Below are 25825 nucleotides of genomic sequence, written 5' to 3'. Positions count from 1 at the left end.
TCAGCAGTTGCGAAGACCGGCGCGTTTGACCTCGACCACGCACCGCTGTGGTGCATGTATTATTCCCCTGCCCCTTCCTGGATCACCACCCACGGTGACACCACCACCGCCCAGAGCACCGGATCGCGTTCGCAAAAATCCAAGGCCCGCGGCGCAGACAGCTTCTCGACCTTTCCATCGGCCAGCCATTGGGCGACCTCAGCGTGCTTGTCTTCGGCCAGCGCCTGCCCTACGGTGATCAAATCCAGGCCAGGCTCGACCCACAACAGGGCACCCTTGGCAAAGAAGGGCTGCAATGCCTGCCATTCGATAATTGCGGTCTCGCCAAGCAATTTGGCATAGAGGGTGCTAGCGTCTTCAGTCATGGGTTTCATCGTCAGGAAAAAATCGGCGCCATGATAGCGGTCCGAGTTGTCTGGAAAAACCCGGTTGCAATATATAGGTTCGAGTTTTGCCCCGACAAACCGGCTTTATTTGTCTGGCCGGACGCCAGCATGTACTTGAATCTATAACTTTATGTCGATTTAGCGACAACCGATCGCTTTCGCTGCAAACGCCAGCTTTCCAACCGGCAAACCGGCGCTCTACACTGTACCGGTACAGTTGTCGGGTGCAGATTCGGATGTCGTCTGCCATGGCTCGCCGAGGGGGTAAAGCGGTGAGTGTGGCCAAGATTCGGTCCGCCGCCTGTTCGGCCAGGACTATAAAAACTACAACGCAAAAATGGAGCACTAATGAATAAGCAGATTTCCAAACTGTTTGCCGCTCTGGTTCTGGCCGGCGTCGCCAGCCATTCGATGGCAGCCGACACCATCAAGATCGGCATTGCCGGGCCCAAGACCGGCCCGGTTGCCGAATACGGCGTCATGCAGTTCAACGGCGCGAAGATGGCTATCGAGCAGATCAACGCCAAGGGCGGCGTTGACGGCAAGCAGCTCGTAGCCGTCGAATACGACGACGCCTGCGATCCCAAGCAGGCCGTTGCGGTGGCCAACAAGGTGGTCAATGACGGCGTCAAGTTCGTCGTTGGTCACCTGTGCTCCAGTTCCGCCCAGCCGGCATCCGATGTCTACGAAGACGAAGGCATCATCATGGTGACCCCGGCGGCCACCAGCCCCGATATCACCGCCAAGGGCAAAAAGCTGGTATTCCGTACTATCGGCCTGGACAGCGCCCAGGGCCCTGCCGCCGGCAACTACATCGCCGATGTGGTCAAACCCAAGATCGTTGCCGTCGTCCATGACAAGCAGCAGTACGGCGAAGGCATTGCCACGGCGGTCAAGACCACGCTTGAAGGCAAGGGCGTGAAAGTCGCCGTGTTCGAAGGCATCAACGCCGGCGACAAGGATTTTTCATCGCTGATTGCCAAGCTCAAGCAGGCCAACGTCGACTTCGTCTACTACGGCGGCTACCACCCCGAGCTGGGCCAGATCCTGCGCCAGTCCAAGGAGAAAGGCCTGAACGCCAAGTTCATGGGCCCTGAAGGCGTGGGCAACGATTCCATCTCGCAGATCGCAGGCGAAGCCTCCGAAGGCCTGCTGGTGACCTTGCCCAAGTCTTTCGACAAGGATCCTGAAAACATCGCGCTGACCAAGGCATTCCAGGACAAGAAGCAAGACCCGAGCGGTCCGTTCGTTTACCCGTCGTACTCGGCCGTGCAAGTGATTGCCGACGGCATCACCGCCGCCAAGAGCGAAGACACCGACAAAGTGGCCGAGGCCATCCACGCCGGTACCTTCAAGACGCCCATGGGCGATCTGAGCTATGACGCCAAGGGCGACCTGAAGAACTTCCAGTTCGTGGTCTACGAATGGCATTTCGGCAAACCCAAGACCGAAGCCGCCCAGTAAGCCCGGCGACACCCCCACAAAGCCCACTGCATTGCAGTGGGCTTTGTTTTACGAGTGACGGGTACGGCCGGTGCGAACCACCGGCCGGCCCCCTGAAAATCTTGAAACCGTGACCAGCGGTTCACCTGCCCTGCCCGGCAACACTGCGCCAAGGAGAGCGCTCGGGACATGGCCGGAGAAATGCGAACAGGTTTTTAGGAGCGCGGTAAATGCCTGAATTATTCCATTACATGCAGCAGTTGGTGAATGGCCTGACCATCGGCAGCACCTATGCATTGATCGCCATCGGCTACACGATGGTGTACGGCATCATCGGCATGATCAACTTCGCCCATGGCGAGGTGTACATGATCGGTTCGTATGTCACCTTCATCGTTCTGGCTGGCCTGGCCATGCTGGGCATCCACAGTCTTCCGGTACTGATGATCGCCGGCTTCGCCGCCGCCATCCTGGTCACCAGTGCCTATGGCTACAGCATCGAACGTGTCGCCTATCGACCGCTGCGCAACAGCAACCGGTTGATCCCGTTGATCTCGGCGATCGGCATGTCGATCTTCCTGCAGAATTCGGTGCAGCTGTCCCAGGGTTCCGGCAACTTCGCCATTCCCAATCTGCTCCCCGGCAGCCTGACCTTCGGCCCCGGTGGTGCCGAGGAAGTACAGATTTCCTACATGCAGATTCTGGTATTCCTGGTCACGCTGGGAGCGATGTACGGCCTGACGCTGTTCATTTCCCGCTCACGCATGGGTCGCGCCTGCCGCGCCTGCGCCGAGGACATGAAAATGGCCAACCTGCTGGGCATCAACACCAACGCGATCATCGCCCTCACCTTCGTGATCGGCGCGGCACTGGCCGCAGTCGCGGCCGTGCTGTTGAGCATGCAATATGGCGTGATCAACCCCAGCGCCGGCTTCCTGGTCGGGCTCAAGGCCTTCACCGCAGCGGTGCTGGGCGGTATCGGCAGCATTCCAGGCGCCATGCTGGGCGGCCTGGTGCTGGGCGTAGCCGAAGCGTTCGGCGCGGATATCTTTGGTGACCAGTACAAGGACGTTGTGTCGTTCGGCCTGCTGGTCCTGGTTCTATTGTTCCGTCCGACCGGCATCCTGGGCCGTCCGGAGGTTGAGAAAGTATGAGCAAGTCTCTTAGATCCGCGCTGTTCAGCGCGGCACTGGTGTGGGCCGTGGCCTATCCGGTACTGGGCCTGAAACTGGCCTTCTCCGGCGTTACCCTGGTGGTGCAGAACGCCAGCACCGGCACCCTGCTGACCATTGCCGGCTGTTCGCTGCTGATGTTCCTGCGGGTGCTGTTCGCCGAGCGCATCGGTGGCCTGCGCCGCGATTCGAGCAGGCCGCTGATACCGGCCAAGGCCTCGAACTTCCTGACCCTGCCCAGCACTCAGCGCTGGTTCATCCTGGCCCTGGTGGTGCTGGCGTTCATCTGGCCGTTCTTCGGTTCGCGTGGCGCGGTCGACATCGCAACCCTGATCCTGATCTACGTCATGCTCGGCCTGGGCCTGAACATCGTGGTCGGCCTGGCTGGCCTGCTCGACCTGGGTTACGTGGGTTTCTATGCGGTCGGGGCCTACGGCTATGCCCTGCTCTCGCATTATTTCGGCCTGAGCTTCTGGGAATGCCTGCCACTGGCCGGTCTGCTGGCGGCCACGTTCGGTTTCCTCCTGGGCTTCCCGGTGCTGCGCCTGCGGGGTGATTACCTGGCCATCGTGACCTTGGGCTTCGGGGAAATCATCCGGATATTCCTGCGCAACCTTACCGACATCACCGGCGGCCCGAACGGCATCAGCAACATCGAGAAGCCGACTTTTTTCGGCCTGTCGTTCGAGCGTCGCGCCGCCGAAGGCAGCCAGACCTTCTACCAATTCTTCGGCCTGGAATACAGCCCGATCGGCAAGGTCATCTTTCTCTACCTGATTGCCCTGCTGATGGCCCTGGCGGCGCTGTTCGTCATCAACCGCTTGCTGCGCATGCCCATCGGACGAGCCTGGGAAGCGCTGCGCGAGGACGAGATCGCCTGCCGCGCGCTGGGCCTCAACCCGACCGTGATCAAGCTCTCCGCGTTCACCCTGGGCGCGGCATTCGCAGGCTTCGCCGGCAGTTTCTTCGCAGCACGGCAAGGCCTGGTCACACCGGAGTCGTTCACCTTCATCGAGTCGGCGATCATTCTGGCCATCGTCGTGCTGGGTGGCATGGGCTCGCAACTGGGGGTGATCCTTGCCGCCATCGTGATGATCCTGCTGCCTGAATTGATGCGTGAGTTCAGTGACTACCGCATGTTGATGTTCGGCGCCTTGATGGTGCTGATGATGATCTGGCGTCCGCAAGGCTTGCTTCCGATGCAGCGTCCCCACCTGGAGCTGCGCAAATGAGCCAGAACATTCTGCAAGTCACCGACCTGAGCATGCGCTTCGGCGGCCTGCTGGCGGTCAACGGTGTGGCCCTGAGCGTGAAGGAAAAGCAGGTGGTCGCCCTCATCGGCCCCAACGGCGCCGGCAAGACCACGGTGTTCAATTGCCTGACCGGCTTCTACAAGCCCAGCGGCGGGACCATCCTGCTCGATGGCCAGCCGATCCAGGGACTGCCCGGCCATCAGATCGCTCGCAAGGGCGTGGTGCGCACCTTCCAGAACGTGCGGCTGTTCAAGGAAATGACCGCACTGGAAAACCTGCTGATCGCCCAGCATCGGCACTTGAACACCAATTTTTTCGCCGGCCTGTTCAAGACGCCCAACTTTCGCAAGAGCGAAAGGGATGCCATGGAGTACGCCGAGTACTGGCTGGAAAAGGTCAACCTCAAGGAGTTCGCCAACCGCACCGCAGGGACGCTCGCCTACGGGCAGCAGCGCCGCCTGGAGATTGCCCGCTGCATGATGACCCGCCCGCGCATGCTGATGCTCGACGAGCCTGCAGCCGGTCTCAACCCGCGTGAAACCGACGACCTCAAGGCGCTGATCGGGGTGCTGCGTGAAGAGCACAACGCAACCGTGCTGCTGATCGAACACGACATGAAACTGGTCATGAGCATTTCCGACCACATCGTCGTGATCAACCAGGGCACGCCCCTGGCCGATGGTACGCCGGAGCAGATCCGCGACAATCCTGACGTCATCAAAGCCTACCTGGGGGAAGCGTAAATGCTGCAGTTCGAAAACGTTTCTACCTTCTACGGCAAGATCCAGGCGCTGCACGGGGTCAATGTGGAGGTTCGCCAGGGCGAGATCGTCACCCTGATCGGTGCCAACGGCGCGGGCAAGTCAACCCTGCTGATGACCCTGTGCGGCGCGCCGCGGGCGCACTCGGGGAGCATTCGCTACATGGGCGAGGAGCTGGTGGGCAAGGAGTCAGCGGAGATCATGCGCAAGAGCATCGCCGTGGTGCCCGAAGGGCGTCGCGTGTTCGCGCGCCTGACTGTCGAGGAAAACCTGGCCATGGGCGGGTTCTTCACCGACAAGGGCGACTACGAGGAGCAGATGGACAAGGTCCTGGCCTTGTTCCCGCGGCTCAAGGAACGCTTCAGCCAGCGCGGGGGCACCATGTCGGGCGGTGAACAGCAGATGCTCGCCATCGGCCGCGCGCTGATGAGCAAACCCACGCTGCTGTTGCTCGATGAACCCTCCCTGGGGCTGGCACCGATCATCATCCAGCAGATCTTCGACATCATCGAGCAGTTGCGCCGTGATGGGGTCACGGTGTTCCTGGTCGAGCAGAACGCCAACCAGGCCCTGAAGATCGCCGACCGTGCCTACGTGCTGGAAAACGGCCGGGTGGTCATGCAAGGCAGCGGCGAAACCCTGCTCACCGACCCCAAGGTGCGCGAGGCCTACCTGGGCGGTTGAGTGCGCCGCCAGGCTTGTGCGCCCCGCTACCTGTAGGAGCGGTCCGCGGCCGCGAAGGCATCACCGCGGCTCGACTGACAGACCGCGGTAAGTCCTTCGCGGCCGCGGACCGCTCCTACGGCAGACCGTGAGGCGGAGCGGACGACGTAGTCCCGTCGTCCCTGCGAACACGTTTTTCACGGGCCCTGTGCTACCGTGCTCCTCATCGTTCAGGAGACCCACGATGCACCTGCCCCGCTCCCTCGCCATGCTCGCCCTGCTGCCACTGCTCGCCAGCTGCCAGTCCATCTTCAACCGCGCTGCGGATGCCCCTTCCACTGCAGGCCTGACCCGCATGCAAGGCGCCCTGCAGGGCGACAACGGCCGGCTGTTCTTTCAGCCCTGTGGTGACCCGCGCCGCTATGCGGTAACCGACAGCAATGGCACCGGGGTGTTGCAGGAGGCCTCGCAACTGGCCGGCAATCGCCCTGTGGTGTATGCCGACCTGCGCGGACGTTTCGACGCCAGCACCAACGGCAGCACCGATGGCCAACTGCGCCTGCAGCAGCTGTATCGACTCGATCGCTCGCTGGCCGCGTGCAAGGACCCGGACTTCAAGCTGTCCAGCCTGAGCGCCGCTGGCGAGTCCCCGCGCTGGCAGGTCAGGGTGACCGGCCAGGGCATGATCGTGGATCGCGAAAGTCAGGCTCCCTTGGCCTTGCCCTATGTCGAGGAACAGGTCGGCGATGGCCGCTTCAACCTGTCCACCGAGGCCAACGGCCAGCGCATCGAGCTGTGGGTGGCACCGCAACGCTGCGTCGATACGCGCAATCAGGGCGTGCAGTTTCTCGCTGCCGAACTGCGCGTCAACGGCGACGTGCAGCGTGGCTGCGCGACCTTCGGCGGCGCACGCAATCAGTAAGCTGCACCGTCCAGCGTTTTTTACCTGACGACGGGCAGCGCATCGCGTTTATAATGCCGGGTTCTGTTATGCCCCCGGGGCGCGCCCGGATTTTTGGACCTGTCATGCTACGAATCACCGAACTCAAGTTGCCCCTGGACCACTCCGACGACGCCCTGCAACCTGCCATCGTGCAGCGCCTGGGCATCGCCGACGCCGACCTGCTCGACTTCACTCTATTCAAACGCAGCTACGATGCGCGCAAGAAGAACAGCGAACTGCAGTTCATCTACACAGTCGATCTGCAAGTGCGCGACGAAGCCGCGGTGCTCGAGCGTTTCGCCGATGACCACAACGTCAACGTGGCCCCGGATGTCAGCTACAAGGTAGTCGGGCATGCGCCAGGGGACTATGCCCAGCGCCCTCTGGTCGTGGGTTTCGGCCCCTGCGGGATCTTCGCCGCCCTGCTGCTGGCGCAGATGGGCTTCAAGCCCATCGTGCTCGAGCGTGGCAAGGAGGTGCGCCAGCGCACCAAGGACACCTGGGGCCTGTGGCGCAAGAACGTGCTGAACGCCGAGTCCAACGTGCAATTCGGCGAGGGCGGTGCCGGCACCTTTTCCGATGGCAAGCTCTACAGCCAGATCAAGGACCCACAGCACCATGGGCGCAAGGTTCTGCACGAGTTCGTCAAGGCTGGAGCGCCCGAGGAAATCCTCTACGTCAGCAAGCCACACATCGGCACGTTCCGCCTGACCGGCATGGTCGAGAACATGCGCCAGCAGATCATCGCGCTGGGCGGCGAGATCCGCTTCGAGCAGAAAGTCACCGACCTGCTGGTCGATGGCGAGCGGCTGCAGGGAGTGGTTCTGGAAAGCGGCGAGCAGTTGCTCTCCAACCATGTGGTCATGGCCCTGGGACACAGCGCCCGGGATACCTTTCGCATGCTGCACGCGCGCAATGTGTTCATGGAAGCCAAGCCCTTCTCCATCGGTTTTCGCGTGGAGCACCCGCAGGGCATCATCGACCGCGCCCGGCTGGGCAAGTACGCCGGCCACCCGAAGCTGGGTGCCGCTGACTACAAACTGGTCCACCACGCCAAGAATGGCCGCTCGGTGTACAGCTTCTGCATGTGCCCCGGCGGTACCGTGGTCGCGGCCACGTCCGAACCGGGTCGCGTGGTCACCAACGGCATGAGCCAGTATTCGCGCAACGAGCGCAATGCCAACTCAGGCATCGTCGTCGGCATTACCCCGGAACAGGACTATCCCGGCGGCCCGCTGGCCGGCATCGAACTGCAGGAACAGCTCGAGTCCACGGCTTACCTGCTGGGTGGCAGCAACTATCAGGCGCCGGCGCAATTGCTGGGCGACTTCGTTGCCGGCAAGCCTTCCACAGCACTGGGCAGCGTCGAGCCTTCGTACAAACCGGGGGTCACGCTGGGCGACCTGGCACTGTCGCTGCCGGCTTTCGCCATCGAAGCGATCCGCGAGGCCCTGCCGGCATTCGAACGCCAGATCAAAGGCTTCTCGATGCATGACGCCGTGCTGACCGGCATCGAGACACGCACGTCCTCGCCCCTGCGCATCACCCGTGGTGCCGACTACCAGAGCCTGAACCTCAAGGGTCTGTTCCCGGCCGGTGAAGGTGCTGGCTATGCGGGCGGGATCCTCTCCGCCGGCGTGGACGGCGTACGTATCGCCGAAGCCGTAGCGCGGGATATTCTGGGTCTGCACTGACCCTTCGCCACTGCGTATTGCCATTGCCTGGAAAACGCATGCCGCTCACGCCTCAAGCGGGCGCAAAAAAACCGGCCTAGGCCGGTTTTTTCGTCGACGAGTTCGCTTAGTGCGAAACGCGGCTGGTGCCGTCTACCGTCATGATGCGTACACGCTCGCCGACACGGAACACTTCGTTCTCCTGTACGGCCTGAACGTAGGCACGCATGCTGCCGTCGTCCTCACGCACGGTGATTTCCACGCCCTGGGTGCGGGTGAATCCTTCTTCGGTGGCCGAGCCCAGCAGACCGCCAGCCACGGCGCCGATCACGGCAGCGACGATGCTGCCGCGACCGCCACCGACTGCACTGCCGGCAACACCACCGACCACGGCACCCGCGCCACCGCCGATCGGTGTCTTGGTGCCTTCGATCTTGACCGGACGCAGCGACTCGATGGTGCCCATGCGCACGGTTTGCACACGGCGCGCCTCGTCGCGCGAGTAGGAGTCGCCCGACAGGTTGGAGGCACATCCGCCCAGCAGCAGGGACATCGTGGTGAAGCAGGCAACTAGCAGAACTGACTTGCGCATTTTGGCAGGACTCCATGGGACATGTGTGCATTAGACGCCGCAGGCCAACGGCTGTCACGACACGGTCTATAAAAATTTACGTCAAAGGTGCGTCAAAGGGCGCGGACGCGGGCCTGGATGCTCGACGAGCCACTGAACGTCTGGACAACGGGCAGTGGCAAAAGGTCAAGGCAGGGTCAGGGAGCCAGACGTTCGCGAACCCACGAACCGGCTTGCAAGCGATAGTTGAGGCGGTCGTGCAGGCGACTGGGACGCCCCTGCCAGAACTCGATTCGATCAGCCACCAAGCGATAACCACCCCAGTGCGCGGGGCACTCGGGCTCGGCAGCGCTGAAGCGCTGCTCGGTTGCCTGCAGCAGCGCTTGCAGCTCGCTGCGATCGGCAATGACCTGGCTCTGCGGCGAGGCCCAGGCACCCAGGCGACTGCCAAGGGGACGGACCCGATAGTAGGCATCGGACTCGGCCGCGCTGACCTTGCTCACCCGCCCTTCTATTCGCACTTGTCGCTCGAGGGTAGGCCAGAAGAAGGTCATGGCCGCAAACGGCCGATCTGCCAACTGCTGGCCCTTGGCACTGTCGTAGTTGCTGAAGAAGGTGAAACCCTGATCATCCAGGCCCTTGAGCAGCAACACGCGACAATGGGGACGACCTTCGGCATCGACGGTAGCCAGCGTCATCGCGTTGGCTTCCACCGGCGCCTGCTCGGTCTGGACTGCCTCGCCGAACCACTGGCGAAACAGCGCGAAGGGCTCGGACGGTGCCTGCGCCTCGTCCAGCCCATCACGGGTGTAACTACGGCGCATGTCGGCCAGGGCTTGCGTCATGGCAGCAATCCTTGCATCAGTGCGCCTTGGCCTGGTCGTTGCTCACGGCTTTCTTGGCGACGGCTTTCTTGGCCTCGGTTTTCTTGGCAGCCGGGGCGGCTTTCTTGGCCACGGCTGGCTTGGCTGCGGTTTTCTTCGCGGTTGCAGCTTTGGCCGGCGCCTTGGCGGCAGGTTTGGCAACCGGTGCAGGCACGGCCTTGACGTCCTGGGTGGCAAGCATTTCAGCGGCAGTGAAGGTCGGCTGGTTGTACTTGGCCAGCAGGGCCAGCATGGTGTTCTGCGGGGTCAGGAGAATTTCCACGCGACGATTGAGCGAACGACCTTCGACACTGTCGTTGGCGGCACGGGGCATGACCGAACCCATGCCACGCAGCATCAGGCGGTCACGCTGCAGACCGCTGAGGCGGAAGATCGAGGCGATCGACTGCGCACGCTCCTGGCTCAGTTTCTGGTTCAACGGCCCGGGGCCGCTGGTGTCGGCATGGCCCAGGACCAGCACAGCTGTCTTGTGATCGGCGTCGATGGCCTTGGCCACGCGGGTGATCGGGCCGAGGCTGATCGGCAGCAGCATCGAAGGCCGGTCCGGGTTGAACGAGGAGTCGACCGGTGCGGTGATCACCAGCAGGTCTTCGCGACGCTCGAGTTCGAACTTGCTGTCCTTGATGGCTTCGCGCAGCTTCGGCTCGTAGGCGTCGAGCCAGGCCTGGGTGACCTTGGGGTCGACCTTCGGCACGTCGGCAACCTTGGCCTGGGCAGGGGTGCTGCTGGCGCCGAACGGCCACCACCAACGGCTTTCGCTGTCGGACTTGGAATCGGCCTTGGCCACCTTGTCGGTGATGGCCTGCTCGACTTCCTTGTCAGCCGCCTTGCTGGCGACTGCGTCACGGCCAAATGGCCACCAGGCATGCCCGCCCTGGGCCGAGGAATCCTGGGGAGTTTGAGCACAACCGGTAGCGGCCAGGCACAAGGCAAACGCGATGGATTTATTCGGTGACATGGTGCATTCCACAAGGTGTTGGTAAATACAAACCGGTTTAACAAACCGGCCTAAATTATTGATTGATAGAGTAGAGCAGTCATAGCCCAATGGGCGACCGCTGGTCGATTTGTGATCAATCGCTTCAGAGACAACTGCGCAGAACGCGCACCAGGTGCTGTGCCCGCGGGTCCATCAGTATATAGGGGCCCAGGGTGTTCACGGCAAAACCAAAGGCAACATCATGTTCCGGATCGGCGAAGCCGACCGACCCCCCTGCCCCGGGGTGACCGAAGGCGCCCGCACCCAGGCCGAAGGTGGCGTTGGCCACTTGTGGCTGGTCGAGCATGCAGCCCAGGCCGAATCGCGTGGGCGTCATGAGCGTCTTGTCCATGCCCAGGCTGTGCTCCCGGGTAAGCTCGGCAAGCATGTCGGATTCGAGCAGGCTGCCATCGAGCAAACCAGCGTAGAAACCAGCCAGGCTGCGGGCATTGCCATGGCCGTTCGCCGCAGGCTGTTGCATGCGTCGCCACTCTGGCTTGTTGGTACTGGTCAGCACCGATGGCGGATTGGTGAAGGCGCGCGTGGCCATGGCCGCGGGTTCGCGCATGGTCACCTGCAACAGACGCTGGGCCGCTTCGTCGCCGACATTGCCCTTGCCGCGGGCGATGTGCGCGACGCGGTGGAACTCCTCATCCGCCAGCCCGACGTGGAAATCCAGCCCCAGGGGTTTGGCCACCCGCGCCACGATAGATTCGCCCGGCCCGCGGTTATCGGCCCGCCGCAGCAGTTCGCCGACCAGCCAGCCGTAGGTGATGGCCGCATAGCCATGCCCAGCACCCGGTTGCCACCATGGCGTTTCCGCCGCCAGCGCGGCAGTCATCCGTGGCCAGTCGTAGAGCGCCTCGGGCGGCAGCATGTCACGCAAGGCCGGCAGGCCGGCCTGATGGCAGAGCAGATGGCGCAAGGTGATCGACTGTTTGCCGGCGGCGGCGAATTCCGGCCAGTAGCGGGCCACCGGAGCGTCCAGCGCCAGCTTGCCCTCGGCCACCAACTGCAGGGCAGTCACCGCGGTGAAGGTCTTGGTGCAGGAAAACAGGTTGAGGATGGTGTCGCTGTGCCAGGCTTGGGCGCCATCCTTGTCGGCAGTACCGGCCCAGAGATCGACGACCGTCTCGCCACCCACCTGGATGCACAGCGCGGCGCCGCGCTCCTGAGGGTTGTCGAACAATGCCGCGAACGCTTCACGCACGGCTTCGAACTGCAACTCGAAGTGACCTTGTATCTGCACCCTGACTCCCATCGACCACGCCGCGAAAAATGAAGCGCATTGTTTCAGCGATTCAGCGCTTTGTGAACCGCCCTGCCCTCGATTATCGTCGCACCAGGGCCGTGCGGGCCGTCAGGAAATCTCCCGACGGAACGGTGGCAAAGCGTTGAGAATGGCCTTCCCATAGCGCTGGGTGACCAGGCGTCGATCGAGTAGCGTGATGGTGCCGCGATCCTGCTCGGTACGCAGCAATCGCCCGCAGGCCTGGATCAGGCGCAGCGAGGCATCGGGCACGGCGATTTCCATGAACGGGTTGCCACCGCGCGCCTCGATCCATTCGGCCAGCGCCGCCTCCACCGGATCGTCAGGCACTGCGAAGGGGATCTTGGCGATGATCACATGCTCGCAATAGGCACCGGGCAAGTCGACGCCTTCGGCGAAGCTGGCGAGACCGAACAGCACGCTGGAGTCCCCGCCATCGACACGCGCCTTGTGCTTGTTGAGGGTTTCCTGCTTGGACAGGTTGCCCTGGATGAACACCTGCTTGCGCCAGTCGCGGTCCAGGCCGTCGAACACGTCCTGCATCTGTTTGCGCGAGGAGAACAGCACCAGGGTTCCACGATAGCCTTCGACCAGGTCCGGCAGGTCGCGGATGATCGCAGCGGTATGCGCCGCCGCATCGCGGGGGTCGGCTCGCAGGTCGGGGACGCGCAGCACCCCGGCCTGTTCATGGTGAAAGGGGCTGGGCACGATGGCGGTCACCGAGGCCTTGGGAATCCCGGCGCGCATGCGGAAACGGTCGAACTTGCCCAATGCGGTCAGGGTAGCCGATGTCACCAAGGCACCGTAGGCGACGTTCCACAGGTTGCGGCGCAGCATCTCAGCCGCCAGGATCGGGCTGGCATTGACTTCGATATCGTACAGCGCACCGCCATCGGCCAGGGTCAGCCAGCGCGCCATGGGCGGACTGTCTTCGGGGTCTTCGGCGGTGAAGGCCGTCCACAATTCCCAACTGCCCTGAGCGCGAGCGAGCAGGCTGCCGAACAGCGGGTACCATTCCTCGGCCTGATGGCTGGCAATGCCCACGTTCTTTTCGCCGTCCATGCCTTCCTTGAGCAACTCGCTCAAGCGAGTGAACAGGTCGGTCAGTTTGGAAAAGCCCTTCTTCAGCTCGATGCCCATTTCCCGCATATGCTCGGGCACCACCCCGCCGACGAAGCGATGGCGTGGGCGCTCACGGCCTTCCATGTCTTCGCCGGGCTTGAAGTCCGCCAGTTGCTCGCAGGCGCTGAACATGAACTGCTGCTGGGTCTTGATCTCACGGGCCAGCTCCGGCACCTGCTCGATCAAGCGCCCCAGGTCACCCGGCAGCGGGTGCTGGGCGAGCAGCTTGGTCAGGTTCTTGGCCGTGGTTTCCAGCCAGTCGGCTGTGGAGCGCAATCGGCTGTAGTGAGCGAAATGGCCGATCGCCTTGTCAGGCAGGTGATGGCCTTCGTCGAATACGTACAACGTGTCGCGCGGGTCGGGCAGCACTGCCCCGCCGCCCAACGCCAGGTCGGCCAGTACCATGTCATGGTTGGTGACGATCACATCGACCTTGCCCATGCCTTCGCGTGCCTTGTAGAAGGTGCACTGGGCAAAGTTAGGGCAATGGCGGCCGGTGCACTGGCTGTGGTCGGTGGTCAGGCGCGACCATTGCTGATCTTCCAGGGCCACCGGCCAGCTGTCGCGGTCACCGTCCCATTTGTTGCCGGCCAGTTTCTCGATCATGCTGGTGAACAGTTTCTGGCTCGCCTCGTCGACCTCGATCTTGAAACCTTCCTCTTCGAACAGCTGCGCGGTCGCGCTCTGCGCGTGTCCTTCCTGCAGCAGCACGTCGAGTTTGGACAGGCACAGGTAGCGTCCGCGGCCCTTGGCCAGCGAGAAGGTGAAGTTCAGCCCGCTGTTGCGCATCAGGTCGGGCAGATCCTTGAACACGATCTGTTCCTGCAGCGCGACCGTGGCCGTGGCAATCACCAGGCGCTTGCCGGCCGCCTTGGCCACCGGAATCGCGGCCAGGCTGTAGGCAACCGTCTTGCCGGTGCCGGTGCCCGCTTCCACCGCCACCACCGCCGGATCGCCCGTACGCCGGCCTTCGTCATCGCACGCGATGTCGCCCAATACCTTGGCGATTTCGGCGATCATCAGGCGCTGGCCATAGCGCGGCTTGAGGCTCTTGGCTTCGAGAAAACGCGTGTAGGCGCCCTGGATCGTGGTTTTGAGTTCGTTACTGATCATCGGCTGGTCATGGCGAAAGGCTGGATATATTTTCAGTGGTTCTCATCGGGTCGCTATCATACCCTGCTCGACTTCGATGTGCTGGCTGGAGATACCCATGAGCGCCGACAGCGTCTTTCAAACCCTGCATGGGCTCGCTGTGCTGATGTGGCTGGGCGGCATGCTCGCGACATGGACGATCCTGCGCCCGGCCGGGCTGGCTGTGCCTTCGCGGGTTCAGCGCCTGCAGCGTCTGGTGGATATTTTCCCACGGCTGTTCGGCGGGGTCTGGGCCGCCGTGCTGATTCTTCCGATCAGCGGCGTCGCCCTGCTGCGCCTGCGCTTCACCGGCTTCGAGACGGCGCCACGCGACGTACAGATCATGATGGGCCTGTACGTGGTCATGGTGGCCTTGTTCCTGCGCATGCAGGGCCTGCAACTGCCCGCGCTGCGCAAGGCCGTGGCGGCCCAGGCGTGGACGGACGGCGCGATCGCCATGAAGCAGCTGCGTCGCCTGGCGGTGGGTGGCCTGCTGCTGGGCCTGGCGACCGTGGTGCTGGGTATGGCCAGGCAGTTCTGAACCAACCTGGTCAGAAGCGCTGGATGCTCAACGTGCCTTCGGTGCCCGCCTCGCCTGCTCTCCCCGGCAAGCCCTCGCGACCCGACTTGCCGCCTTCGGCGCGGTACACCACGCAGCCCCTGGATTTGCCTCCGGCGCCCGGACGTCCGGGAACACCGGCAGCGCCGCCCTGGCCGCCGTCGGTGCGCACCTGGATCGCTTCGCTGGCGAAGGTCGCCGGCAGGCGCAGGCGGACATTGGCGCCAGGCGCACCAGGCAGGCCGTCGCCGCCATTGTCACCGTTGCCACCGCGTCCCGCCGAGCCCCAGGTACAACCAGGCGCCTGGCCATTGCCACCGTCCAGACCCGCATAGCCATCGGCACCCGCGCCGCCGCGCGCGTCGATGTTCACCTCCAGGGCGTCCAGCGATTGCAACTGCACGTCAAGATTGCGCCCTGCGCGAGCCGCCTTCTGATGGGTACCGGGCGCGCCACGGGCGAGGATCTGGCTGCCGCTGCCAAGCTCTGCATGCTGCGCGCGCAGGCGCAACTCCTGCTCGCCCGGCACTATCGCAATCCGCGCCTCATGCCCCAGGCGCAATTGCTCGACACTGAGTTCGGTCAGGTTGGCGGGAATCAGCAACGTGCCGTAATCCGCTACCTCCAGGCGCTGCAACTGCAGCACGCTGGAGCTGGCCGGCAGGCGCAACAGCGAATGAGGTTCGACACTGACCGACTCGGCCAATGCCAGCGGCGCAAACAGTACTGCCAACAAACCCAGCTTACGCATGGCTAGCCTCGGTATCGGACGGTGCGGGAATGGATTGGATGTGAAAGATCCCGGCCAGCAGGATCTGGACTCGGTCAAGCCACGGATGGCTGCGCCCGCGCAGGCGCTTGTTGAAGGCGATCGCTTCGATCAGGTGCAGGAACAGCAACGTGCCGCCGGCCAGGTTGATCAGTGCATGAAACGGTTTGACCATCGGCATGAACAGGTTGAGCAGTACCACCCACCAGAACAGCAAGGTCAGACATTTACCCAGAATCAGAAATCCTTTCATGTGCCCCCCACGGCATTGGCTAGGCGCACATTAACGGCTGAGACGTGACGGTGACCAGAGGCCGGCAGGAAAAACCTGCCGACCCACATCGATCAATGGCTCAGATGGATTTCCACGCGACGGTTCTTGGCGCGTCCGGCGTCGGTGTCGTTGCTGTCGACAGGCTCGCTCTCACCGCGACCCTCGCTGCTCAGCTTGTCTGCCGCAACGTCTTGGCCCAGAAGGAAGGAGACGACACTGGCGGCACGTTGCTCTGACAGCTTCTGATTGAAGGCATCGCTGCCGACGCTGTCGGTATGACCGACGATCTTGACCGTGGCCACCTGGGCCGTCTTCATCCGCGCTGCCAGCGATGTCAGTTCGGTACGGGCACTTGAGGTCAGTTCGGCGCTGCCGAATTCGAACGGTACGTCGCCCGCATCGCTCAAGGTGACCACTTCGGGGATATCGGCCACTGGCGGCTCGGGCGCCTTGGTCACGGCGGGGTAGACCGGCAATGGGCAGCCGTTGTGCTTGACTGGCGTATTGGCCGGGGTATCGGGGCAACGATCGCGTCGATCGAATACGCCGTCTTCGTCCTTGTCGCCATCCTGGGCATAGCAGACCAGACCGCTCACCACCGCACCGGCCAAGCCACCGCCAGCGGCCCAAGCACCACTTTCAATGGCACCCAGCCCGCCACCGGCGAGGCCGCCCAGCACGCTGCAGACAGGCCAGGTACGCGAGTTGAGTGGGGACGCCCCTTCAGGGGAGGTGGTACAGCCGCTCAGCACACCGGCGACCAGCAGAGCGGGAAATACGGTCCGCGATAGATCTTTCAGCTTCATTCAAGGCTCCTGAGTCGCCGGCGGGCGCCGGCAACTGAGAAGTAAAGCGTGCCGCCGGTCGTTGTACAAGGGGACTGGCGGTTGGCGCTAAAGGTTCAACGCTGGATGAGAATCTCGGTACGACGGTTCATGGCGCGACCGTCGGCCGTGTTGTTGTCGGCAACCGGCTGGGCCTCGCCCACGCCCTTGACCGATACCACGCTGGCCCGCGGTACGCCGCTACTGACCAGGTAGTCAGTCACTGCCTTGGCGCGCTGCTCGGACAACCGTTGGTTGTAGGCGTCCTTGCCGACACTGTCGGTATGACCGCTGACGCTCAAGCGCGCCGTGGTCGCTTCGGTCTTCAGGCGGGTGGCGACGGTATCGAGCTGCGCCCGGTCGGCGGCGGTGAGGGTGGCCTTGTCGAATTCGAAATGCACGTTGCGGATGACGATCGTCTCCTCCTTGGGCATCGGTGCCGGCTCGGCAGCGACTGGCATCGGCGCCGGGACAGGCGGCGGGCAACCATTGGCGTCTACCGGCGTGCCCTTGGGAGTGCCGGGGCACTTGTCGCGGCTGTCCGGTACGCCATCACCGTCTTCGTCGCCATCGCCATGCACCCAGCAATAGGCCGCGCCGACACCGGCCGCCGCCGCGCCAACACCGGCTGCCAGCGACCCGCTTTCGATTGCACCCAGCGCCGCACCGGTCACACCGCCCACGGCCGCGCACATCGGCCAGTCGGTTTTCTGCAAGCCTGCGCAACCCGTCAACACGCTGCCGACCAATATCAAGGGTAGTGCCGTCCGAACTATGCTCATCTAGTTTCTCCTCAGGGAATCGGCAGCAGGGGCCGACGTTCTGGGAGTAAAGACCGTGGTTGGCATATGCGCCAGCAATAAGCCATAGGGCGCGCCATCCAATCAATGCTGGGCCATCGGGTCGGGGCCCTATAATGTGAGGGCCACGACCGAGGAGCTCCAATGACCGACGCAGTATCTTCCCGTACCCCGCAACAGGCTCTGGCGGCCTTGCTCGAACGTCACGCGCCGCAGCGCCTGCTGCTGATCGGCGCGAGTGCATTCCCCGCCCTGGCCGCGTTCGAGGCAGCGCACCCCGAAACCCTTATATCCAGAGCCGCGCCCGGCCCCCTTCCCTCAGACCTGGCCGGCCAGCGTTTCGACCTGGCGCTGGCGGTGGATTGCCTGGAGCATCTGAACAAGGCCGAAGGCACGCGCCTGCTGGCCGGTATCCGCAACCTCAATGCGAGCTGCATCGCCGTGCTGGCCGACCCGGTCGCCAGCGGCTGGAGCGACACCGACTTCTACGCCCTGGCCCTGCAGGCCAGCGAACGCTTCGCCCGCGACCAGCAGGTGCTCAAGCTGTACACCTATGATGTGCGCGAATACAAACAAGTCCCGGACTGGCTCAACTCCAGGTTCTGGGCCAACCCGGAAAACTTCGGCAAGTATTGGTGGTGATATGAGCGTTTCGATCTGTCCGTGCGCAAGTGGCAATCTGCTGCCGGCCTGTTGTGGTCGCTATCACGAGGGCCAGCCGGCGCCCGATGCGCAGAGCCTGATGCGCTCGCGCTACAGTGCCTACGTGCTGGGCCTGGTGGACTATCTGGTGAACACCACCCTGCACGCCCAGCAGGCCGGCCTCGACCGCCAGGCCATTGCCCAGTGGAGTTCGCAGAGCACCTGGCTGGGCCTGGAGGTGGTCGCGGCGGAAGTCTTCGGCGGCCAGCCGGAACACGCGTTCGTGACCTTCACTGCGCGCTGGCACGACAGCACGGGCGAGCACTGCCACCGCGAGCGGTCGGCGTTCGTGCAGCACGACGGCCGCTGGTATTTCATCGACCCGACCGTCCCGCTCAAGGCCAGCCGCAACGACAGCTGCCCCTGTGCCAGTGGGCAGAAATTCAAGAAGTGTTGCGCAGGCTACATCAGCCAATGATTTTCAGATGGGAAATGTCCGGCACTTGAACGGTTTCCTCGTGCCGCAACTGGCCCATGTCGCTGCCGGCAGGCGCCAGGCTGAACTGCTGCAGGTTCAGCTGCGCCGAGCGCTGTGCGGGCCTTTCATCCTGCAGATCGGCGCCCACCTCGGCGATGGCGAAGGCCGGCGCATCCACAGCCACGAACGCTGCCATGTACGCATCACGCGGCACGACCTCGGCGCGGCGGGCCACTGCCATGGGTTTCTGGCCGAAGTCGCCTGCCGCCGCTGGCGCGGTCATGATGATTTCTTCGATGTCCTGAGCCATTTCGTCGATGCTGGCCACCGCCCCTGCGCGTGCCAGCGCCGCGCGGTATTTTTCCGCCGCTTGGGCGTCGAGGTTGTTCTTGAGGACCAATCGGCGTCCGGAAAACAGCAGCTCGATTCGCTGGGCGTCGGCCTGGAACAGTTTTGCCAGGTTGCTCTTGACCTGGTCCAGCGCCGCGCCGGGCACGCATTGGCCGCTGAAGACGATCTCGTAGAAACGCATGGCAACTCTCCTGGCATGGCATCGTTGCGGGCGCTGGGCGTCCGCACAGATGCCGAAAAGCCAGCACCGTGACGGTGATTATGGACCACGATGTTTCGGCGCAACAAGCACGCCCTTGTCATGCCCGTGCGCCTTGTTAGACTCAAGACAAATCCGGAGGTCCCTGCCATGTCCGCTTGCACTCTCGTTCTGCGCAGCATCGGCTTGCTTTCACTGCTGGGACTCACGGGCTGCGCCACCTGGTTCACCGGCAACTACCAGGATCCTCAGGTGCATCTGGTCAAGGTCGAAGTGGTCAAGGCCAACATGCTGCAACAGCGCCTGATCCTGCGTTTTCGCATCGACAACCCCAACGGCCGCAGCCTGCCGGTGCGCGGCATGAGCTACAGCGTGCGCCTGGAAGACATGCTGCTGACCGAAGGCGACGCCAGCGACTGGTTCAGCGTGGCCGCCAACAGTGGCGAATACTATGAGCTGCCGGTGCGCACCAATCTCTGGCAACACGCGCGCGAGCTGTCACGCCTGCTCAAGCACCCCGAGCGAGCGATCCGCTACGAGCTGCGCGGCGAATTGCGCACCGGGGTGCTGTTCGGCCACGACGTGGTGCTCAACCACACCGGCGTAATCGACGCACGCGGCTTGTCCGATCGCTGAGACGTCGCAAAGATTTTTCCCGCAGCGCTGCTATTCCGAACCCAGGGTGAGATAATTCCGGCCAATTTCACCTGCGGAGTATTCTCGATGTCCCAGCAACCCCATGTGCACGGCCCCGACTGCAATCACGACCATGACCACGATCACCCTCATGAGCACGACCACGGTCACGTGCATGGCCCGCACTGCAACCACGCCCCACAGGAACCGGTGCGCAACGCCCTCAAAGATGTAGGCCGCAACGATCCGTGCCCCTGCGGCAGCGACAAGAAATTCAAGAAGTGCCACGGCGCCTGAGCCGAAACGATGCCCGAGGGTGCTGCGTGCTGGCAGCCCCTCCCTTGACCCCAATCCCACCGCTGTGCGCTGTGTCCGCGAGCGGCTTGGGCACGAAGAAAATATCCCCCGCCTGACGCTTGCGCGTCGCCCCCGCCCTCTCTAACGTAGCGCCTTTTACGCCAGCCCCTGCAGGAGCTTCGCCATGGCCTCGCCCGCCCGTTTTTTCTTCACGCCCACGTTCGGCTGCGCCGCCGTGGTCACCGGCATGCTCACCCTGACCGGCTGCCAACAATGGCTGGGCGGCTCCGCCGAGCAAAACCTGCCGCCAAGCGTGGGTGTACAGCCGCTCAAGGGCCTGGCGCAGAACGTCTCGGTCAGGCGTAACGGGCTGGGCATGCCGTTGATCGAAAGCAATACCTTCCACGATGCCCTGTTTGCCCAAGGCTATGTGGCCGCCAGCGACCGCATCACCCAGATGGTCCGTCTGCGGCTGCTGGCCCAGGGACGCCTGGCCGAACTGGACGGCGTCGAAGCGCTGGACGGCGACCGCCTGCTGCGCAGGGTCAACCTCAAGAAAAGCGCCGACCAGTTGTATGCCGCCGCTTCACCCCGATTGAAGCGTTTCTTCGATGTCTATGCACGGGGCGTCAACGCCTACCTGTTTCGCTACCGCGGCAAGCTGCCCGCGCAATTGGCAGGCTACACCCCCGAATACTGGAAGGCCGAAGACTCGGCGCTGATGTTCGCGTTGTGGTCGTTCAGCCAATCGCTCAACCTGCAGGAAGAGTTGGGTTCGCTGGTACTGGCGCAGAAAGTGGGCACCGACAGACTGGCCTGGCTGCTGCCGGTCTATCCGGATGAGAGCCTGCCTTTCACCGAGGCCGACAAGCTCAAGGGCGTGTCGCTGGGCAACTCGCTGACCAGCCTGGCGGGCCTGGCCACGATGAATCGCGAACTCGAGCGGCTTGGCGCGCCAAGCTCCAGCAACTGGGCCATCGCCCCGCAACGCACGCGGGCCGGAAAAAGCCTGTTCGCCAACGATACCCACGCATCGACGAGCGTTCCGTCGGCGTGGAGCTTCGTGCAGCTGCGCGCGCCGCGCTTTCAGGCGGCAGGTGTCGCCCTGGCCGGTTTGCCGGGCGTGCTGGCCGGCTTCAATGGTCAAGTCGCCTGGGGCATGGCGGCAGTGATGGGCGACAATCAGGATGTTTTTCTGGAGAAGGTCCGCAGCGAAGGCGGCCGCGTGGTGTATCAGTCCAACGGCAAATGGCAGCCGGCCCGCGTGCGTCAGGAGACCTACCTGGCCAAGGGGCAGCGTCCGCTGCGCGAAGCCGTCTACGAAACCGGTCACGGCCCGCTGCTCAACGACGTCAGCGGCATGCCGGCAAGCGGCGGCTACGGCCTGGCCCTGCAACTGCCGGACTTGACCGACGACAAGAGCCTGGATGCGCTGTTCGATCTGTCGCGCGCCAGCAATGTCGAGAAGGCTTCGGATGCCAGCCGGCAGATACGCGCGGTGGCGACCAATCTGCTGTTTGCCGATGCCAGCAGCATTGGCTGGCAGGTCACCGGCCGCTTTCCCAACCGTCTCGAAGGCAAAGGCATGCTGCCCTCGCCCGGCTGGGACGGTCGACATGACTGGGATGGCCTCGCCGACCCCATGCTTCACCCCTACGACCAGGACCCGCCGCAGGGTTGGCTGGGTACCGCCAACCAGCGCATCGTCCCGCCCGGCTATGGCATCCAGCTGTCCAACGCCTGGTACTACCCGGAGCGCAGCGAGCGCCTGGCCGAGCTGGCCGGTGCCGGCAAGCACGACACACGCAGCATGATTGCCATGCAGTCCGATCAGATCACCCCCTTCGCCGCCAAACTGAAAAAGATGTTTCTTGCGCCCGGCATGGCACAACCGCTGAAAAGTGCCATCGATGCGCTGCCCGAGGGCGAGCGGACCAAGGCCCGCGAAGCCTACACTCGCCTCATGGCCTTCGATGGCCGCCTTGCCGCGCAATCCGCCGATGCCGCGCTGTACGAGCTGTTCCTGCAGCAAAGCGCGCAGCGGACCTTCCTCGACGAGCTGGGCCCGCTCGACAGCGCCAGCTGGAAGGCCTTCGTGGCCCAGGGCATGACTTCCTACTCGGCCCAGGCCGATCATCTGCTGGGGCGTGACGACAGCCCGTTCTGGGACGATCTGAGCACCGCGCAGAAGGAGGACAAGCCGGCCATCCTGGCGCGCAGCCTGGCCGCCGCGGTCAGCGCCGGCGAGGCGCAGCTGGGCAGTGATCGAAGCACTTGGCAGTGGGGGCGTCTGCATCGCACCACCTGGACCGACACGGGCGGGCCCGGTGCCGGCGCACCCGTGCTACGCGGCCCGGTTGCCACCGGTGGCGATCACACCACCTTGAACGCTGCGCCCTACCGCTGGGGCGACAGCTTCGACACCGCGTCGATACCGGCGCTGCGCATCGTCGTCGACTTCGCCCAGGCCGAGCCGATGATCGGCCTTAGCAGCAGCGGGCAGTCGGGTAATCCAGCCAGTGCCAACTACACCGACGGCATCGACGCGTGGCTCAAGGGTCAATACGTCAGCTTCCCGATGCAGCCGCAGCATTTCGACAAGGCCTACGGGACCAAGCGACTGACGTTGACGCCGCAGAAATGACCGTGTGAATTCGCCGCTGAAAACGCAAGAGAGCCCCCGTTACTCGAAACGGGGGCTTGATCACTGCGCTGGATCCTGCCCTATCGGGAAAAACACCCCGCCACTCCACACCCCCAGCCAACCGTCACGCACCACGGCCAGCTCGACCAGCCGATAGAACACGTTGCGGTGAATGCGTGCTTCCAGGTTGTTGCGCACCAGCACATAGGGTGAAGGCTCCTGGGTACAGGGGTCGATGTCTACCCGCAGCGGGTGCTGCGCGTCGGCGTCGACGCAGTCCTCGACATTGCTGGTGAAGCGCAGCGACTGCTGCTCGCCTTCCCCCGACACCTGCATGTCGATGGCCACGAACGGCGCGTCATCGACGACGATGCCGACTTTTTCCACCGGCGTCACCAATACGTACTCGTCGCCATCGCGGCGCAGGATCCCGGCGAACAACTTGACCATCGCCGGTCTGCCGATCGGCGTGCCCTGGTAGAACCAGGCACCGTCGCGGGCAATACGCATGTCGATGTGCCCGCAGAAATCGGGATTCCACAGATGCACGGGCGGCAAGCCCTTCTTGGCAGTGGGAATGTGCGCCAGCAAATCGTCGGCCTTGCCCGTCATGCTCGTCTCCTCAGCGGCTTACGCCCAACAAGCTGCGAGCGTAGTCCTCAAGGGGTGGGCCAAGCAAATCTTCCGGTTTGTTGTCGCGCATCGTCAACAGCCCGCCACGGCTGCGGATGGTCGCGGTGTCGATGAGATAGCGGGTGCTGGTTTCGATGAGCATGATCTGAATCACGCTGCTGTCGACGCCGAGCCGGTCCAGAGCTTCCTGGTCGGCCCATTCGTCAGCATTGCCGATGCGGTCGTCGGCGCGTGCAAAACGGGTGTAGAGCAGGTAATGCGCGCCGGCATTGCGCGCCTCGCCCAAGGCCTGTTCCAGGCCCAGCGGTGCCGGGGCGCGGCGTACCAGGGGAAAGTACTCGACGAACGCTTCGAACGCCTGTTCAGCCACAACGTTGGGCCGCGGGTAGGCGCCGCCGGGAGGCACGAACGCGCCCTGACCAATATAGATGAACGAGTCAGGCTGCACGCGCAAGTTGTTGAACCGGCGAGTTTCACTGTGATTCAACACACCCGCATCGCTCAGGTGATAGCGGGCGCCTTCGCCCAGATCACTGACCTTCATGCAACCGCCCAACGCCAACAGCGCCAGCAGCACGACCAGGTTACGCATGCATCCTCCAGAGCCGGCGACAAGATCCCGGCGATCAGCCACATGATGCAGCTTCTGCGCCAGTTTGCAGGGCTCGGGATGGCTCGGGGGTCAGGCTTCTTTGGGGCCGGGTATTTCCGGATCGCGTTTGCGCTTGTTGCCCATGCGCACGCCGATGTCCATGAGGAACTGGAAAAAGCCTTCCTGATCTTCCAGTACGTTGCTCCAGAACGGCGAGTGGTACAGCGCCACCGCGCCGTGTACCAGCGCCCAGGCAGCGCAATAGTGGAAGTACGGCGGAACGTCTTCCAGCTTGCCCTCGCTGATTCGCCCCTCGATGAGGAACGTCAGGCGTTCGAAATTCGACGCGCGGATCTTGTGCAGCTGCTCGACGAGCTCGGGCACCTGGTTGCCTTTGACCACCTTCTCTTCAAGCCGGTCGAACAGCCGATAGCGCTGCGGATCGCGCATGCGGAACTCGAAATAGGCGCGGGACAGGGCTTCCTTGTCTCGATCGATGTCGGCCGAATGCAGCAGAGCGTTCAGGTCGCGCTCGTAGTCGAGCATCAGGCGCAGGTAGATCTCGGCCTTGGACTTGAAGTGTTTGTAGATGGTGCCTTTGCCGATACCCACGGTGTCGGCAATCAGCTCGACTGTAACGCTGTCTTCGCCTTGCTCGAGAAACAGCGCCAGTGCGGTGTCGAGGATTTCCTGCTCGCGGCGGCGAAATTCACGGACCTTACGAGGTTCTTTTTGCATAGGAAGGACTGGATCGAAAGCGGAGGCAGTCATTATGCCTGTATGAGGTCAAAATGCACGGATCATCCCAAATCTCTGGCTTTATGGCGCATATGCCACGCACCCCTGCAATCTGTACTGAGCAGCAGCGGGCGTATTCCAAATACGTTTAAGAAAACCCTGCAAGGCACTGGCGCCCCTGACCCATTCGACAATACTTGAACTGTCGTCGCGCCATACTCCCCCAAGTGATGCGGCGGCAAGGCGTCGATGGACCACGCGCCTGTTGTGACTCCTAATGGTCTTGACCCGGGATTCTCCCCCCAGAGCCCGGGTTTTTTTTGCCCGTGCAGGCTCAAGCCTGGCGACGAACACGCGCCAGGGGGAACAGCCGGCAGAAATTGTCGGTGGTGCGCTCGGCCAGGCTGTCGAACGTCTCGCCGCGGACCGTGGCGATGCACTGTGCCACTTCGCGAACGTACTGCGGCAGATTGGACTTGCCACGGTAGGGAATGGGCGCCAGATAGGGCGAGTCGGTTTCGACCAGCAAGCGATCGGCCGGCACCTGCCGCGCGACTTCACGCAGGGCATCGGCATTGCGGAAGGTCACGATGCCCGACAGCGAAATGTAGAACCCCAGGTCGAGGGCGGCCTTGGCCATCGCCCAGTCTTCGGTGAAGCAATGCAGCACGCCGGCCTGGGGCAATTGCGCCTCGCGCAACAAATCCAGGGTATCGGCGCGCGCGCCGCGGGTATGCACGATCACCGGCTTACCGGTCAGATTGGCCGCCTGCAGGTGCAGTCGAAACGACTCCTGCTGCAGCTGCGCCGCCTCGGGTTCGTAGTGGTAGTCCAGGCCGGTTTCACCGATCGCCACCACGCGTGGTGCGTCGAGCTCGGCCATCAGCCAGTCCAGCGCGGGCGGCTTGCCGGGAGCGAGGTCGAGGGGATGAATGCCGACCGAGCAATCGACGTCGTCGTAACGGCCGGCCAGGGCCTTGACCGTGGCGGCGTTCTCGGCGCTGACGCCGATGCACAGGAAATGCCCTACACCGCAGGCACGCGCGGCCTCCAAGGCGGTGTCCAGGCAGCCGTCGTGTTCGGCAAGGTCGAGGCGGTCGAGGTGACAGTGGGAATCTACGAGCATGGGGGTATGGGG

The 25825-nt window shown here is 63.5% G+C and carries 28 protein-coding genes; 13 read left to right on the top strand and 15 right to left on the bottom strand.

Annotated features, from left to right (window positions below; all coding sequences use genetic code 11):
- Positions 1-59 precede the first annotated feature (59 nt).
- Positions 60-365 carry a DUF2288 domain-containing protein gene (locus IFT75_RS01205; RefSeq protein ID WP_192052904.1) on the bottom strand — a complete coding sequence of 102 codons (306 nt, stop codon included), beginning with the start codon at positions 363-365 and terminating at the stop codon, positions 60-62.
- Between the two features lie 369 nt (positions 366-734).
- Here IFT75_RS01205 and IFT75_RS01200 point away from each other — a divergent pair, with 369 nt between their 5' ends.
- From IFT75_RS01200 to IFT75_RS01170, 7 genes are all read left to right on the top strand, one after another.
- Positions 735-1850: a branched-chain amino acid ABC transporter substrate-binding protein gene (locus tag IFT75_RS01200; protein ID WP_122476442.1), complete on the top strand. Its 1116-nt coding sequence runs from the start codon at positions 735-737 to the stop codon at positions 1848-1850.
- A gap of 209 nt (positions 1851-2059) precedes the next feature.
- The gene (livH, locus tag IFT75_RS01195) at positions 2060-2983 is read left to right on the top strand and encodes a high-affinity branched-chain amino acid ABC transporter permease LivH (RefSeq protein WP_122476443.1); all 924 of its coding nucleotides are present in this window, start codon (positions 2060-2062) and stop codon (positions 2981-2983) included.
- Positions 2980-4233 carry a high-affinity branched-chain amino acid ABC transporter permease LivM gene (locus tag IFT75_RS01190; RefSeq protein WP_122476445.1) on the top strand — a complete coding sequence of 418 codons (1254 nt, stop codon included), beginning with the start codon at positions 2980-2982 and terminating at the stop codon, positions 4231-4233. The genes livH and IFT75_RS01190 overlap by 4 nt, the downstream gene beginning before the upstream one ends.
- Positions 4230-4997 (top strand): high-affinity branched-chain amino acid ABC transporter ATP-binding protein LivG, encoded by a 768-nt coding sequence (gene livG, locus IFT75_RS01185; RefSeq protein WP_049862198.1) that lies wholly within the window; start codon positions 4230-4232, stop codon positions 4995-4997. The genes IFT75_RS01190 and livG overlap by 4 nt, the downstream gene beginning before the upstream one ends.
- Entirely contained in the window at positions 4998-5699 is a 702-nt protein-coding gene (locus IFT75_RS01180) for an ABC transporter ATP-binding protein (RefSeq protein WP_192052902.1), read from the top strand.
- Positions 5700-5922: 223 nt separating this feature from the next.
- Positions 5923-6600, top strand: coding sequence for a hypothetical protein (locus IFT75_RS01175; RefSeq protein WP_192052900.1), 678 nt, complete (start codon positions 5923-5925; stop codon positions 6598-6600).
- 104 nt (positions 6601-6704) lie between these two features.
- On the top strand, positions 6705-8315 hold the full coding sequence (locus IFT75_RS01170) for an NAD(P)/FAD-dependent oxidoreductase (RefSeq protein WP_192052898.1): 1611 nt from the start codon (positions 6705-6707) through the stop codon (positions 8313-8315).
- 106 nt (positions 8316-8421) lie between these two features.
- On the opposite strand, the gene IFT75_RS01165 is transcribed toward IFT75_RS01170, so the two are convergent.
- The 5 genes from IFT75_RS01165 to dinG form a co-directional block, all read right to left on the bottom strand.
- A complete protein-coding gene (locus IFT75_RS01165; protein WP_043185261.1) occupies positions 8422-8886 on the bottom strand; it encodes a glycine zipper 2TM domain-containing protein in 465 nt (154 codons plus the stop codon).
- Positions 8887-9062: 176 nt separating this feature from the next.
- Positions 9063-9710: a pyridoxamine 5'-phosphate oxidase gene (gene pdxH / locus IFT75_RS01160; protein WP_192052896.1), complete on the bottom strand. Its 648-nt coding sequence runs from the start codon at positions 9708-9710 to the stop codon at positions 9063-9065.
- A 16-nt stretch (positions 9711-9726) separates the two neighbouring features.
- Positions 9727-10707: an OmpA family protein gene (locus IFT75_RS01155; RefSeq protein ID WP_185794304.1), complete on the bottom strand. Its 981-nt coding sequence runs from the start codon at positions 10705-10707 to the stop codon at positions 9727-9729.
- A gap of 124 nt (positions 10708-10831) precedes the next feature.
- The gene (locus tag IFT75_RS01150) at positions 10832-11977 is read right to left on the bottom strand and encodes a serine hydrolase (RefSeq protein WP_192052894.1); all 1146 of its coding nucleotides are present in this window, start codon (positions 11975-11977) and stop codon (positions 10832-10834) included.
- Positions 11978-12088: 111 nt separating this feature from the next.
- Complete coding sequence (dinG, locus tag IFT75_RS01145; protein WP_122476457.1) at positions 12089-14233, bottom strand: ATP-dependent DNA helicase DinG; 2145 nt, start codon at positions 14231-14233, stop codon at positions 12089-12091.
- A gap of 97 nt (positions 14234-14330) precedes the next feature.
- Between dinG and IFT75_RS01140 the strand changes: the two genes are divergently transcribed.
- Entirely contained in the window at positions 14331-14792 is a 462-nt protein-coding gene (locus IFT75_RS01140; protein ID WP_192052892.1) for a DUF2269 family protein, read from the top strand.
- A 10-nt stretch (positions 14793-14802) separates the two neighbouring features.
- On the opposite strand, the gene IFT75_RS01135 is transcribed toward IFT75_RS01140, so the two are convergent.
- The 4 genes from IFT75_RS01135 to IFT75_RS01120 all read right to left on the bottom strand — a co-directional run bounded on the left by IFT75_RS01135 (position 14803) and on the right by IFT75_RS01120 (position 17459).
- The gene (locus tag IFT75_RS01135) at positions 14803-15561 is read right to left on the bottom strand and encodes a collagen-like protein (protein ID WP_192052890.1); all 759 of its coding nucleotides are present in this window, start codon (positions 15559-15561) and stop codon (positions 14803-14805) included.
- Complete coding sequence (locus tag IFT75_RS01130; protein ID WP_122476462.1) at positions 15554-15832, bottom strand: DUF1145 domain-containing protein; 279 nt, start codon at positions 15830-15832, stop codon at positions 15554-15556. The genes IFT75_RS01135 and IFT75_RS01130 overlap by 8 nt, the downstream gene beginning before the upstream one ends.
- Positions 15833-15924: 92 nt before the next feature.
- Positions 15925-16653 carry an OmpA family protein gene (locus tag IFT75_RS01125; protein WP_192053415.1) on the bottom strand — a complete coding sequence of 243 codons (729 nt, stop codon included), beginning with the start codon at positions 16651-16653 and terminating at the stop codon, positions 15925-15927.
- 101 nt (positions 16654-16754) lie between these two features.
- Positions 16755-17459: an OmpA family protein gene (locus IFT75_RS01120; RefSeq protein WP_192052889.1), complete on the bottom strand. Its 705-nt coding sequence runs from the start codon at positions 17457-17459 to the stop codon at positions 16755-16757.
- Between the two features lie 162 nt (positions 17460-17621).
- Between IFT75_RS01120 and IFT75_RS01115 the strand changes: the two genes are divergently transcribed.
- Both IFT75_RS01115 and IFT75_RS01110 read left to right on the top strand, forming a co-directional pair.
- Positions 17622-18119, top strand: a complete 498-nt coding sequence (locus IFT75_RS01115; protein WP_192052887.1) for a DUF6231 family protein — start codon at positions 17622-17624, stop codon at positions 18117-18119.
- Position 18120: 1 nt separating this feature from the next.
- On the top strand, positions 18121-18597 hold the full coding sequence (locus IFT75_RS01110; RefSeq protein ID WP_122713984.1) for a YchJ family protein: 477 nt from the start codon (positions 18121-18123) through the stop codon (positions 18595-18597).
- Here IFT75_RS01110 and IFT75_RS01105 read toward each other — a convergent pair.
- Complete coding sequence (locus tag IFT75_RS01105; protein ID WP_192052885.1) at positions 18587-19129, bottom strand: hypothetical protein; 543 nt, start codon at positions 19127-19129, stop codon at positions 18587-18589. The genes IFT75_RS01110 and IFT75_RS01105 overlap by 11 nt on opposite strands.
- Before the next feature lie 168 nt (positions 19130-19297).
- On the opposite strand from IFT75_RS01105, the gene IFT75_RS01100 reads away from it, so the two are divergent.
- From IFT75_RS01100 to IFT75_RS01090, 3 genes are all read left to right on the top strand, one after another.
- Positions 19298-19783, top strand: a complete 486-nt coding sequence (locus IFT75_RS01100) for an LEA type 2 family protein (RefSeq protein WP_192052883.1) — start codon at positions 19298-19300, stop codon at positions 19781-19783.
- An 87-nt stretch (positions 19784-19870) separates the two neighbouring features.
- Positions 19871-20080 carry an SEC-C metal-binding domain-containing protein gene (locus IFT75_RS01095; RefSeq protein WP_192052881.1) on the top strand — a complete coding sequence of 70 codons (210 nt, stop codon included), beginning with the start codon at positions 19871-19873 and terminating at the stop codon, positions 20078-20080.
- A 184-nt stretch (positions 20081-20264) separates the two neighbouring features.
- Positions 20265-22724, top strand: coding sequence for a penicillin acylase family protein (locus tag IFT75_RS01090; RefSeq protein WP_192052879.1), 2460 nt, complete (start codon positions 20265-20267; stop codon positions 22722-22724).
- Positions 22725-22784: 60 nt separating this feature from the next.
- Here IFT75_RS01090 and IFT75_RS01085 read toward each other — a convergent pair whose 3' ends face one another.
- The 4 genes from IFT75_RS01085 to IFT75_RS01070 form a co-directional block, all read right to left on the bottom strand.
- Positions 22785-23336 carry a DUF1285 domain-containing protein gene (locus IFT75_RS01085; protein ID WP_122476477.1) on the bottom strand — a complete coding sequence of 184 codons (552 nt, stop codon included), beginning with the start codon at positions 23334-23336 and terminating at the stop codon, positions 22785-22787.
- A gap of 10 nt (positions 23337-23346) precedes the next feature.
- The gene (locus IFT75_RS01080; protein ID WP_122476479.1) at positions 23347-23949 is read right to left on the bottom strand and encodes a DUF4823 domain-containing protein; all 603 of its coding nucleotides are present in this window, start codon (positions 23947-23949) and stop codon (positions 23347-23349) included.
- Positions 23950-24039: 90 nt separating this feature from the next.
- Positions 24040-24687, bottom strand: coding sequence for a TetR/AcrR family transcriptional regulator (locus tag IFT75_RS01075; protein ID WP_122476480.1), 648 nt, complete (start codon positions 24685-24687; stop codon positions 24040-24042).
- Between the two features lie 334 nt (positions 24688-25021).
- The gene (locus tag IFT75_RS01070; RefSeq protein ID WP_122476482.1) at positions 25022-25813 is read right to left on the bottom strand and encodes a TatD family hydrolase; all 792 of its coding nucleotides are present in this window, start codon (positions 25811-25813) and stop codon (positions 25022-25024) included.
- Between the last annotated feature and the right edge of the window lie 12 nt (positions 25814-25825).

Source organism: Pseudomonas sp. CFBP 8758 (genome assembly GCF_014841725.1).
GTDB lineage: Bacteria > Pseudomonadota > Gammaproteobacteria > Pseudomonadales > Pseudomonadaceae > Aquipseudomonas > Aquipseudomonas baltica.
Note: the sequence above shows the minus strand (reverse complement) of the source record. Positions and strands in the feature narration are given on the sequence as shown.

Excerpts from the sequence above, each read along its gene's own strand:
- IFT75_RS01120 (WP_192052889.1), bottom strand. The coding sequence starts at position 17,459 with ATGAGCATAGTTCGGACGGCACTACCCTTGATATTGGTCGGCAGCGTG.
- IFT75_RS01170 (WP_192052898.1), top strand. The coding sequence starts at position 6,705 with ATGCTACGAATCACCGAACTCAAGTTGCCCCTGGACCACTCCGACGAC.
- IFT75_RS01180 (WP_192052902.1), top strand. The coding sequence starts at position 4,998 with ATGCTGCAGTTCGAAAACGTTTCTACCTTCTACGGCAAGATCCAGGCG.
- IFT75_RS01165 (WP_043185261.1), bottom strand. The coding sequence starts at position 8,886 with ATGCGCAAGTCAGTTCTGCTAGTTGCCTGCTTCACCACGATGTCCCTG.
- IFT75_RS01105 (WP_192052885.1), bottom strand. The coding sequence starts at position 19,129 with ATGCGTTTCTACGAGATCGTCTTCAGCGGCCAATGCGTGCCCGGCGCG.
- IFT75_RS01140 (WP_192052892.1), top strand. The coding sequence starts at position 14,331 with ATGAGCGCCGACAGCGTCTTTCAAACCCTGCATGGGCTCGCTGTGCTG.
- IFT75_RS01070 (WP_122476482.1), bottom strand. The coding sequence starts at position 25,813 with ATGCTCGTAGATTCCCACTGTCACCTCGACCGCCTCGACCTTGCCGAA.
- IFT75_RS01110 (WP_122713984.1), top strand. The coding sequence starts at position 18,121 with ATGAGCGTTTCGATCTGTCCGTGCGCAAGTGGCAATCTGCTGCCGGCC.
- IFT75_RS01135 (WP_192052890.1), bottom strand. The coding sequence starts at position 15,561 with ATGCGTAAGCTGGGTTTGTTGGCAGTACTGTTTGCGCCGCTGGCATTG.
- IFT75_RS01090 (WP_192052879.1), top strand. The coding sequence starts at position 20,265 with ATGGCCTCGCCCGCCCGTTTTTTCTTCACGCCCACGTTCGGCTGCGCC.
- IFT75_RS01115 (WP_192052887.1), top strand. The coding sequence starts at position 17,622 with ATGACCGACGCAGTATCTTCCCGTACCCCGCAACAGGCTCTGGCGGCC.
- IFT75_RS01175 (WP_192052900.1), top strand. The coding sequence starts at position 5,923 with ATGCACCTGCCCCGCTCCCTCGCCATGCTCGCCCTGCTGCCACTGCTC.
- dinG (WP_122476457.1), bottom strand. The coding sequence starts at position 14,233 with ATGATCAGTAACGAACTCAAAACCACGATCCAGGGCGCCTACACGCGT.
- IFT75_RS01080 (WP_122476479.1), bottom strand. The coding sequence starts at position 23,949 with ATGCGTAACCTGGTCGTGCTGCTGGCGCTGTTGGCGTTGGGCGGTTGC.
- livG (WP_049862198.1), top strand. The coding sequence starts at position 4,230 with ATGAGCCAGAACATTCTGCAAGTCACCGACCTGAGCATGCGCTTCGGC.
- pdxH (WP_192052896.1), bottom strand. The coding sequence starts at position 9,710 with ATGACGCAAGCCCTGGCCGACATGCGCCGTAGTTACACCCGTGATGGG.
- IFT75_RS01095 (WP_192052881.1), top strand. The coding sequence starts at position 19,871 with ATGTCCCAGCAACCCCATGTGCACGGCCCCGACTGCAATCACGACCAT.
- IFT75_RS01075 (WP_122476480.1), bottom strand. The coding sequence starts at position 24,687 with ATGCAAAAAGAACCTCGTAAGGTCCGTGAATTTCGCCGCCGCGAGCAG.
- livH (WP_122476443.1), top strand. The coding sequence starts at position 2,060 with ATGCCTGAATTATTCCATTACATGCAGCAGTTGGTGAATGGCCTGACC.
- IFT75_RS01200 (WP_122476442.1), top strand. The coding sequence starts at position 735 with ATGAATAAGCAGATTTCCAAACTGTTTGCCGCTCTGGTTCTGGCCGGC.
- IFT75_RS01155 (WP_185794304.1), bottom strand. The coding sequence starts at position 10,707 with ATGTCACCGAATAAATCCATCGCGTTTGCCTTGTGCCTGGCCGCTACC.
- IFT75_RS01100 (WP_192052883.1), top strand. The coding sequence starts at position 19,298 with ATGTCCGCTTGCACTCTCGTTCTGCGCAGCATCGGCTTGCTTTCACTG.
- IFT75_RS01085 (WP_122476477.1), bottom strand. The coding sequence starts at position 23,336 with ATGACGGGCAAGGCCGACGATTTGCTGGCGCACATTCCCACTGCCAAG.
- IFT75_RS01205 (WP_192052904.1), bottom strand. The coding sequence starts at position 365 with ATGACTGAAGACGCTAGCACCCTCTATGCCAAATTGCTTGGCGAGACC.
- IFT75_RS01190 (WP_122476445.1), top strand. The coding sequence starts at position 2,980 with ATGAGCAAGTCTCTTAGATCCGCGCTGTTCAGCGCGGCACTGGTGTGG.
- IFT75_RS01130 (WP_122476462.1), bottom strand. The coding sequence starts at position 15,832 with ATGAAAGGATTTCTGATTCTGGGTAAATGTCTGACCTTGCTGTTCTGG.